The following is a 10,483-nucleotide window of genomic DNA, read 5'->3' as shown; positions in this document are numbered from 1 at the left end:
TTCGCCAAAGCTACCGTCAGTTGCTTCAAGCAAAATTTCAGCTCATTCATTTGAGTTAGCTTGGACCCATCCTGCCAAAGTGCAAGTTGAAATTAACAATCTTCTCTACGAAGGCATCGAAGGCACTAGCTTTACGTTCCACGAATTGCTTCCTAACACGCGCTACATCATTCGGATGCGTTACGTAATTGGCAATAAAGTTTCAGAATGGTCAGATCTTTTTGGTGTAATTACTAAACATGCAGCAGAAGACTATGCCATCCAAGAAATTTCTGTTACAAGCAATTTTACCAGCAAAGCTAATCATCCACTTGATTACCTAACAGACCTAAAACTAGCTAGCGAGTGGCAAACAAGTGAACCGGTAAGCCCCGAACATCCCTTAGAATTGACTTTCAAATTTAGCGACGTTGAAAAATTAAGTCGCATGGCCTTTGTTCCACGCAACATTGATCATGAAGGTGACCCAACCGAAATTAGTCTGGCAGTTTCAACTGATAACGAAAACTACCATGTGTATGCAGACCATGTCACTTGGAAAGCAGACAGTAAAAATAAGGTAATTGGTTTGCGTGATGTACGCGCCAAATCAGTTCGCTTAACTGTTTATCGCTCTTCCGGTCCGATGGTTGCAGCACGCGAAATAATTTTCTATCGTGCTAAAAGATAATTGATAAAATATAGTGCTAAAAAAGCAACAAACTAGCAAATCTGTTAGTTTGTTGCTTTTTACGTTATTCAAAATGATCCCTTTTAATTGCCCGATAGATTGAAATCACTAAGACCAAAACTGCACAAAGCATTGCGACATATGCCATCGGCCCAATGCTAATTGCTGCTTTTGCTTGCTCATTAGCCATCCGGTTCTCCATTGCATATTCTACAATCCACTTACTGAGTAAATGTGGTGTTAATACAAAGCTGATTGTTGCAACAATTGAAGCAACTAGCGCAGTGTTACGGGAATATGGCTCTCTAAAAAACTGTGCTAAAACACAAAAAGCAGGTGCAATCATCAATAATAAAACCCACATAATGATCAACCGACCAGCACCACTATTCATCATTTGTGCGCTATTGGTTGCATAGCGGTATTTACCCCAAAGCTGACCCCCGGTGAAAGTATTGAGCAAACTTAACAAGTACGAACCTTGTTGACCATAAACTCCACCACGGTTAGACAAAATGCCCTGAATCACTTGTAAGCCATCGGTTGAACCAGCGGCCGGAAAGTTAACCGTCACCACTTTTTTCATATAAGTAGCCAGAAACATCAAGNAAACTCCACCACGGTTAGACAAAATGCCCTGAATCACTTGTAAGCCATCGGTTGAACCAGCGGCCGGAAAGTTAACCGTCACCACTTTTTTCATATAAGTAGCCAGAAACATCAAGACTGATCCACCAAATTGAAGTGCTCGTAACATGTTCAATTTACGTGAAGCCTTCATTTTAAACTCAAGGCTGAGGACACGGTCGGGATGATGACTGTGACCGATAATAAAAATTCCCACACCAACAATAATTGCTAGAATTGCCAGTAGCCACCATAACTTAGACATTACAAAGAAAATAGCCAAAACAACTATTGCTACGGCAACATAAGGCCGGTCTGAAAAGATTTCCCAGAAATTTAGTTTTAAATGACGATATTCAGTACGTGTTGTCGAAGCAGTATCCTGTTCAGACAACTTGTTTTCAGCGGACCGATTAGGCACTTCTTGCTGTTCACCCGCATATCTTTTACGGTACTCACGTCTTGTCATGTGTAAATCCTGACTCATACAACACCTCTTCCTTTCAGAAACAATATCCTAGCACGTTTTTAATTCGAGGTTGCACTTTTTTATAAATTTTTAGCAATTTTATTGTGCTAGAATAAAAAAAGATGTTGTTTTTTTGAAAATTTTAAAAAGAAAGATGAGGATATTTTGAAAAGTTCAGATCAATTACCCGACGGATGGCATAAAGCCTTTTATACCCTATGGTTAGGTTGTTTTATTACCGGTATGGGGTATTCCATGACAATGCCCTTCATTTCGCTTTTCATCGCTGATTTAGGGCATTACAGTAAGTTTCAAATCAGTATGTACTCCGGTCTTGCATTTGCAATGACCTTTATTGCCCAGGCAATAGTGTCACCTTATTGGGGAAACCTTGCTGACCGTAAGGGGCGTAAACTCATGTGTATGCGAGCTTCTGGCGTCATGGCCTTAACTATTACGGCAACCGGATTTGCACCAAACGCGATTTATATCATTGTGATGAGATTCATTCAAGGAGCTTTTTCCGGTTATATTAACAACGCAACAGCACTTATTGCTGGCGAAACACCGCATAGAAAAAGTGGTTGGGTAATGAGCCAGATGATGACAGCAGGGACTGCTGGCAACCTTGTCGGCCCACTACTTGGTGGTGTGTTATCAAACTTTTTTGGTAACTGGCTTGGCGGTGCTTGGGGTTATCGTATTCCTTTCTTCATTACTGGTTTTTTAATGGTACTAGTTTTTCTTGGTTCAACCTTCCTAGTACAAGAGAAATTTACCCCAATTTCGCGTGAAGAAATGAAGCCAATGAAGGAAATTATTCATACCCTGCCTAACGTTAAATTGATTTTTGCAATGTTCATCACTACCCTATTAGTGCAAGCTGCCAACATGTCGATTGACCCGATTGTTTCGCTATACGTTAAATCGATGATGCCAAACAGTAAGAATATTGCCTTCGTTGCCGGAATAGTTGCTGCTACTCCAGGCCTTGGTACTTTACTTGCGGCCTCAAAAATCGGTCATAAAATGGATGAAATTGGCCCGCTAAAAATTTTACGTCTTGGCTTAATCGTTGGTGCAATTCTATTTGTACCAATGGCTTTAACTAATTCTCCTTGGGCCCTTGCAGGGTTACGTTTTCTACTCGGTATTGCCAGTGCCGCAATGCTTCCTGCAGCTCAAACTGTATTGACACTTAATACGCCAGCAGAAAGTTTTGGTCGAATCTTCAGTTACAACCAATCGTTCCAAGCTGTCGGTTCAGTTTTTGGTTCATTAATGGGATCAACAATTTCTGGTTTGTTTAATTATGCAACCGTCTTTTGGACGACTGGCTTCACCCTATTAATCAACTTTATGCTTATAATCTTTTTCAGTTTAAAGAAAAACACTAACAAGTAAAAAGCTAACCAGAAATTCCTGGTTAGCTTTATTATTATTCATTTTATTTTGCAGCTGGTTTTGCTTTTGTTTTATTCATTACAATGATAGTAACTACAAAAGTTAAAAGACTCAGTATTAATAAACCTAGCACAGCATAGTTAACATGGGTAGCAGCCGACAAAGTTGTAAAGGCAGTTGTCATTAATGGGCTAACAACTAGTAAAACCGTGTTTATTAGGCCAACCGATGATGCCAGAATTTTACGGTCAACTGTAGTAACTAGCCATTGCGTTAGTTTTGGACTAGCAATTCCTGCAAAGAAGCCCATTAAACAATAAGTAATCAGGCAACAAATTAATTGTTTGCCCATGATTGAAATACAAACAAAGGTAGCTGCAAGGTTTGCAAGTAAGACAACCAAATAAAGGGAAATATTTTTGAATAATCTAGTCCCAGCAATACTACCTAAGGCGGCACCGACGCCTGCCATTGCACCGACTAAAGCAATTGTAAAACTATATGTACCGATTAGCATTGTTTGACGATTACCAGCTATCACGATTGACAATAGAGGCTCAATCGTACTTAAAACGCCATTCAGTAATGCAATAACTAAAACAGTGGTCAAAAGTCCACCGGCCTTTTTTACTTGTTTTAAAGCCAAAGCCATTGTTGCCCAGTAGCTTCTGTCGTCTACTTCTTGGACTTTATCTTGTGCTGTATCCTTGTGCTGCTTCCGCGAAATACTAAGATAAATCAAACCTGCCACGATAAATGTTAGTCCATTAATAACAGCTAACACAGAATAAGACATAAATAGTAACAACCCTGAACCAATAAATTGACTAATCAGTGTAATTACTTGCGACACTCCGGTAGTAAAACCCTCTGCTTCACCAACTTCATCTTCTTTAACTAAATCAACAATTAAAGGAGTGCTTAGTCCACTTGAATATGTTCCAAGGGTATCTGAAACAAAGTTAATTAGAATTACGGTCATTACCAAGTTCCAGCCAGCAATATTTTGACTAAACAGGAAACCAACCAATAAATAGAGCGCTCCTCTAATCATTGCCAGCCAAACAATCTTAGAAAATTTATTGTTTGTGCGGTCTGCAAAATAACCGCCAAAACTAGATAAAAGGCGTGGAATAGACTCAGAAATTGCAATTAACGACAATGCAAGTGAGTAATTTTTTAACCGACTGGCATAGGTCATTAAAGCTAAATAAAATAGAATGTCTCCCGCACTTGATAAGATGCTGGCAATCGAAAACTTGCGGTATTCTTTATTTCTTAAAAAAACAATCATCTTTTCACTCCTAAATATACTTCTTTACAATTATTATATTTGAGTTAGAATTTTAAATTAAAAAGTGTCATATATGAAACAATATTTTTAAGGATATACTAAAAATGACTATCGGCAATTTACTTAAAGAGTATCGGATTAAGGCTGGTAAAACACAACGTTCATGGATTGGTGAGATTATCAGTCCGTCCTTTTATTCAAAAGTTGAAAAGGGCTTAAGCCGTATTTCAGCGGAAGATTTAATTGAATTATTAAGACGAAATCATGTCAATCTTGCGTCTTTTTTTGATGAAATTGATTACCAAACCAAATCAAATGATGCACTAGAAAAAGAAATAATTAATCAAATCACTGATGCTTATTATGATTGCGACCTTAAACACCTAAAAGAAATTAAACGAACAATTATTAATAGTACTTTTGCAGATAAAGATGAGCTTTTGCTGCGTGTTGATTCAGTGTTAGCAATAATAGAACAAACAACTGAAAAGCTAAGTGCAAAAGAAAAGAGCGAATTAAAAAGTAAATTCTTTAATGCCGAAAATTTCGATAGAGATACAATAACCATTTTTTTGAACTTTATGTACTTTTATGATTTTGGTAGCGATTTGGTGATTACTAAGAAAATTTTTCGCCAATTTAAAAATAGTAATGCCGAGGACACTCAATTCATTGTTTTAGGCATTTTAATTAATATGATTGAAATGTGCATAAGCGAGAACAAGTATACTGATGCTTGGGAACTAATTGAGATGTCCAAGCAAGTTCCAACTAAACCAATTACTTGTTTCAGCAAAATGCTCTTATTGATTTTAGAAAATCTGCTTAAGTATCACGATGAACCAAAGCAAGTCTACATCGATAATTGCCAAAAAGAAGTTGAACAACTTTCTCTAATTGGTATGACCGAGCTTAGCAAAAGCTGTCAAAGAATGATTGATGAAAACACCAAGATGACAAATTAGTGTATGTGCTTTTATTTTTACAAGTAATTTGCTGTATAATCATACTTGTTAATAAGCATTTATTTACAGAATATTTGAGGTCAATTATGAAAAAAGCAAAAATAATAAAACTTATTTCCCTTGCGGCAATTTTTCTAGGAATTGGAAGCATTGGTTTAGCAGCCAGTGCTAGAGATGTTAATGCAAGCAGTGAAGATGAAACCGTGCTTACACCTCCAGAAGTTGCAGTAGAAACTGGTAATGAATATGGCGTCTTAAAAAAGGATGTTTTTCCTAAGAGCTGGAAAGGTTACTGGGGCGGTAAAAGTGATTACCGTTACATTATCCGTGAAGGCTTTGGCGACATTTGTGGCAACTGCACTATTGTGGAATACGGTTATGTAAAAGGTACACATAACTATCCGTGGCAAATGCCTGAAGAATGGAAGAAAAAATGTGTAGCAAATAGATTGTATCTTCACGCTTTTCGTAGAACATGGGTAAGCAATGCTGGCATCACATGGGCTATCTTAGGCTATCCATTATCTGAACCTATCCAAAAAGATGACATTGCTATTACTTGCCGCACCGAAACAATCAAAGGTAAGAAGTACCGTGTCATGTTCGAAGCTAATCCGAAAAACTTCAAGGTAACCAGTCAGTACTTTAGAACCAAGAAGTTAACCAAAAAATATGCTCATTATCAATTCAAAGACATGGAGTATTCAGCCAAGTTTTAACTTAAGTACTCACAATAATTACAAATAAAAAAGGCGGCAAAAGCCGCCTTTTGTTTTACCCATTACTCAAATTATCTTTTTCATTAATTAAGCTGGTTATCCAATTGGACAAGTGTTTTATTTAGATTTCTAATCTTGCATTTTGACTACATAATAAAAGCCCCGAAATTAAGATTACTTAATTTCGAGGCTTTTAACGAAGTCATACTTCTTTTTATTTAGCTTTCATACCATTGTTATAGTATTCCAAACTACCAATTTCTCCAGACAACTTAAATTTGCCATTTTGATAAATTAGTTTAGTTACAGAATCATTAGCTAATCCTTTACCTTCAAAAGAAGGGAAATTTTGTGTTGATAAAAATAAGTTAATCGACATGCCTGAACTTACTACTATAACATTACCACCTTTACGCTGGTGTTTCTTTGCAATTTCAGTCAGTACATCAGTCATCCGTTTTTCAACAACCTGTGAGCTTTCCGCACGGTATTGTTCAGGCAGATTGGTGTTTAACTTATTTTGCTGATCTAAAGCATAGTATCCATCTTGCATTTTATTTTGGAACAGTTTGCCTTCTTTTTTCACAAAGTCGTCAATACTGTCATAACCAAAATATGCTGCAATTTCAGGAACATTTTTTGCTACATCTGGTCGTCCTTCGTAACTACCATAGTTGCATTCGCGAAGACGCTCGTCAGTCTTAACTTTTATCTTCTTGTTACCAGAGTAATCCAAAGCTCCACGAGCAGTTTTTTCTTGTCTACTCAAATCACCAGAATATGCTGCTTTAAACTTTGTTCCTTTAAGACCTTTTCCAAGATATTCTGCCCCTTTGACACCATTATCAGTCAAAGTATAGTCACTCCAGCCTTGTGCAAGATGCATCACATTAGCTGTAGTTTCGCCATGACGCGTCAAATAAATCACTACAGGCTTATTATTATTCTTGCTCTTTGCTTGAATTTGAGTGGAGTTAGTGGAAAATAGGCCTAAAACTCCTACAAGTACTGTCAAAAAAGTAATTACTTTACGTTTCATTGCTTTTACCTAAATTAAATATCATAACTATGCTAAATCTGCACCGTTAGTGTCGATAACCTTCTTGTACCAGTCAAATGATCTCTTCTTGTAACGATCAAATGTTCCGTTACCCTCATCGTCTTCATCAACATAAATAAAGCCATAACGCTTAGACATTTCACCTGTTGAAGCACTAATCAAATCAATACAGCCCCAAGGAGTATAGCCCATTACGTTAGCACCATCATCAATTGCTTCAGAAATTGCTTCGATGTGTTCACGAAGATAGTCAATCCGATAGTCATCATCAACATAATGATTTTCATCAGGCTTATCAATCGCGCCCAAACCATTTTCAACAATGAACAATGGTTTTTCGTAACGATCTGACAATTCGTTAAGTGCAATTCTCAAACCGGTTGGGTCGATTTGCCAACCCCAGTCACTAGCCTTCAAAAATGGGTTCTTAACACCACCCAACAAGTTACCAGCGGCAGTTTCTTGATTTTCATGAGTTACATCAACTACTAGTGACATGTAATAGCTGAAGCCAATATAGTCAACAGGATTCTCAGCAAGCAAGTCAAGTTCTTTATCATTGTAATCAATATCACTTAACTTAACACCATCACGAGCAAGCAAGCCCTTAGTGTAAGCCGGGTAATGACCACGAACTTGTACATCAGTACAGAAGAAATTATTAACTTGGTTATCTTGCAAAGTAGCTAATTGATTCTTGGGATCAGAATCATAGCTATAGGTAGTTCCATATGCAATCATACAACCAATCTGCATATCAGGATTAATCTCGTGACCAATCTTAACAGCTTTAGCGCCAGCAACAAATTGATTATGCCATGCTTGGTAGATATTCTTCTTATCACCAGCACCATTGCTCAATACCAAACCTTGACTCATGATTGGAAAATGAGTTGCACTGTTAATTTCGTTAAAGGTCATCCAGTATTTAACCTTGTCCTTATAACGAGTTAAAACTGTGCGTGCAAAGTTCTCATAAAAGTCAATTAGCTTTTTATTCTTCCAACTACCGTATTCAGTAACCAAGTGGAGTGGCATTTCATAGTGTGAAATGGTAATAACTGGCTCGATGTCATACTTTAAACATTCATCAATTAATGCATCGTAGAACTTGAGTCCTTCTTCATTTGGTTGCTCTTCGTCACCGTTAGGGAAAACTCTTGACCAAGCAATTGAGAAACGATAGCATTTGAAGCCCATTTCAGCCAAAAGCTTGATGTCTTCTTTAAAGTGATGATAGTGATCAATACCAACATGGTTTGGGTAAGTATATTTAGGATCAATCTTAAAATCAAAGTCAGGTGAAGCGATAATGTCCATTCGCTCTTTTCCACCAGGCAAAACATCTGCAATCGATAAACCTTTGCCGCCTTCTTGGTAAGCACCTTCTAATTGGTTAGCAGCAGTTGCGCCGCCCCATAAAAAGCCTTTTGGAAAATTATTAGTCTTCATCATAGAATTTTTCCTTTTCGTCAAATTCACTGATAGTTTTCTGAGCTATTACGCAAAGTGAACTATTATGCTAAATCTTCACCATTAGTGTCGATAACCTTCTTGTACCAATCAAATGATCTCTTCTTGTAACGATCAAATGTACCGTTACCTTCATCGTCTTCATCAACATAAATGAAGCCGTAACGCTTGGACATCTCACCAGTTGAAGCACTAACTAGGTCGATACAGCCCCAAGGAGTGTAACCCATTACGTCAGCACCATCTGAAATTGCTTCAGAAATTGCTTCGATATGTTCACGAAGGTAGTCAATTCTGTAATCATCATCAACATAGTGATTTTCATCAGGCTTATCAATCGCACCCAAACCATTTTCAACGATAAATAATGGTTTCTCGTAACGATCTGATAATTCGTTAAGGGCAATTCTCAAACCAGTTGGGTCGATTTGCCAACCCCAGTCACTAGCCTTCAAGAATGGGTTTTTAACACCACCCATCAAGTTACCATTAGTGGTTTCTTGATTTTCGTGAGTTACATCAACTACTGATGACATATAGTAGCTAAAGCCAATGTAGTCAACTGGGTTCTTAGCAAGTAAATCAAGTTCTTCATCATTGTAGTCAATGTCACTTAATTCAACACCATCACGAGCCAGTAAACTCTTAGTGTAAGCTGGGTAATGACCACGAACTTGTACATCAGTACAGAAGAAGTTATTAGCTTGATTATTTTGCAAAGTAGCTAATTGGTTCTTAGGATTTGAATCATAACTGTAAGTAGTTGCGTATAAAATCATGCAACCAATTTGCATATCAGGGTTGATTTCATGACCAATTTTAACAGCTTTAGCACCAGCAACAAATTGATTATGCCATGATTGATAAATATTCTTCTTGTCGCCTGCACCATTGCTCAATGCCAAACCTTGACTCATGATTGGGAAGTGAGCTGCACTATTAATTTCGTTAAAGGTCATCCAGTATTTAACCTTGTCCTTGTAACGAGTCAAAACTGTGCGTGCAAAGTTTTCATAGAAACCAATTAACTTCTTGTTTGTCCAACTACCATATTCAGTAATTAGGTGAAGTGGCATTTCGTAGTGTGAAATGGTGATAACTGGTTCGATGTCATACTTCAAGCATTCATCAATAACTGCATCGTAGAACTTAAGGCCTTCTTCATTTGGTTGCTCTTCGTCACCATTAGGGAAGACTCTTGACCAGGCAATTGAGAAACGGTAGCATTTGAAGCCCATTTCAGCAAAAAGTTTGATGTCTTCCTTAAAGTGGTGGTAGTGATCAATACCAACATGGTTTGGGTAAGTATATTTAGGATCAATCTTAAAATCAAAGTCAGGTGAAGCGATAATCTTCATTCGCTCTTTTCCACCAGGCAAAACATCTGGAAGTGATAATCCTTTGCCGCCTTCTTGGTAAGCACCTTCTAATTGGTTAGCAGCAGTTGCGCCACCCCATAAAAAGCCTTTTGGGAAATTATTAGTCTTCATAAAAGATATTCCTTTCTTTAAATACTTATTATTCTAAGTCTAGCAACTTGTCACCAACTGTTACATCACCGCTAGCAACTACATTAACTTTATGGTAGTTATTAGTGTTAGTAACAATGATTGGCGTTGTAACTTCGTAACCAGCCTTCTTAATTTTATCGATATCAAATTCGATGAGTGGTTCACCTGCTTTAACAGTTTTACCCTTCTCAGTTAATAGTTTAAACCCTTCACCGTCTAATTCAACAGTGTCCATGCCGATATGAATCATAACTTCGGCACCCTTAGGTGATCTTAAACCAATTGCATGTC

General features: G+C 37.5%; 9 protein-coding genes and 2 pseudogenes. 4 read left to right on the top strand and 7 right to left on the bottom strand.

Going from position 1 to position 10,483, the window contains the following annotated elements; translation table 11 throughout:
- On the top strand, positions 1-670 hold a 670-nt coding region (locus tag CRG87_RS07155), incomplete at its 5' end, for a discoidin domain-containing protein (protein WP_207763439.1).
- Positions 671-734: 64 nt separating this feature from the next.
- On the opposite strand, the pseudogene CRG87_RS08340 reads toward CRG87_RS07155, so the two are convergent.
- Positions 735-1,289: pseudogene (locus CRG87_RS08340) on the bottom strand (cytochrome C5); the annotation flags it as partial.
- Positions 1,290-1,343: 54 nt separating this feature from the next.
- Positions 1,344-1,655 (bottom strand): annotated as a pseudogene (locus CRG87_RS08335) (cytochrome C5); the annotation flags it as partial.
- A gap of 276 nt (positions 1,656-1,931) precedes the next feature.
- On the opposite strand from CRG87_RS08335, the gene CRG87_RS07145 reads away from it, so the two are divergent.
- On the top strand, positions 1,932-3,170 hold the full coding sequence (locus tag CRG87_RS07145) for an MFS transporter (RefSeq protein ID WP_371258109.1): 1,239 nt from the start codon (positions 1,932-1,934) through the stop codon (positions 3,168-3,170).
- A 43-nt stretch (positions 3,171-3,213) separates the two neighbouring features.
- On the opposite strand, the gene CRG87_RS07140 is transcribed toward CRG87_RS07145, so the two are convergent.
- Positions 3,214-4,464 (bottom strand): MFS transporter, encoded by a 1,251-nt coding sequence (locus CRG87_RS07140; protein WP_074425937.1) that lies wholly within the window; start codon positions 4,462-4,464, stop codon positions 3,214-3,216.
- A gap of 104 nt (positions 4,465-4,568) precedes the next feature.
- Between CRG87_RS07140 and CRG87_RS07135 the strand changes: the two genes are divergently transcribed.
- Together CRG87_RS07135 and CRG87_RS07130 are read left to right on the top strand one after the other, a co-directional pair.
- Complete coding sequence (locus tag CRG87_RS07135) at positions 4,569-5,429, top strand: helix-turn-helix domain-containing protein (protein WP_074425938.1); 861 nt, start codon at positions 4,569-4,571, stop codon at positions 5,427-5,429.
- 86 nt (positions 5,430-5,515) lie between these two features.
- Entirely contained in the window at positions 5,516-6,148 is a 633-nt protein-coding gene (locus CRG87_RS07130) for a hypothetical protein (RefSeq protein WP_074425939.1), read from the top strand.
- Between the two features lie 214 nt (positions 6,149-6,362).
- Here CRG87_RS07130 and CRG87_RS07125 read toward each other — a convergent pair whose 3' ends face one another.
- The 4 genes from CRG87_RS07125 to CRG87_RS07110 all read right to left on the bottom strand — a co-directional run.
- Positions 6,363-7,187, bottom strand: a complete 825-nt coding sequence (locus tag CRG87_RS07125; protein ID WP_074425940.1) for a histidine phosphatase family protein — start codon at positions 7,185-7,187, stop codon at positions 6,363-6,365.
- 27 nt (positions 7,188-7,214) lie between these two features.
- A complete protein-coding gene (locus CRG87_RS07120; protein ID WP_371258110.1) occupies positions 7,215-8,663 on the bottom strand; it encodes a glycoside hydrolase family 1 protein in 1,449 nt (482 codons plus the stop codon).
- A gap of 62 nt (positions 8,664-8,725) precedes the next feature.
- The gene (locus CRG87_RS07115; protein WP_074425941.1) at positions 8,726-10,171 is read right to left on the bottom strand and encodes a glycoside hydrolase family 1 protein; all 1,446 of its coding nucleotides are present in this window, start codon (positions 10,169-10,171) and stop codon (positions 8,726-8,728) included.
- A gap of 28 nt (positions 10,172-10,199) precedes the next feature.
- Positions 10,200-10,483 (bottom strand): PTS sugar transporter subunit IIA (locus tag CRG87_RS07110; RefSeq protein ID WP_133125493.1); only part of this gene is annotated, 284 nt, incomplete at its 5' end.

Source organism: Lactobacillus apis (genome assembly GCF_002837055.1).
Taxonomy (GTDB): domain Bacteria; phylum Bacillota; class Bacilli; order Lactobacillales; family Lactobacillaceae; genus Lactobacillus; species Lactobacillus apis.
This window is presented reverse-complemented; position numbering and strand designations above follow the sequence as displayed.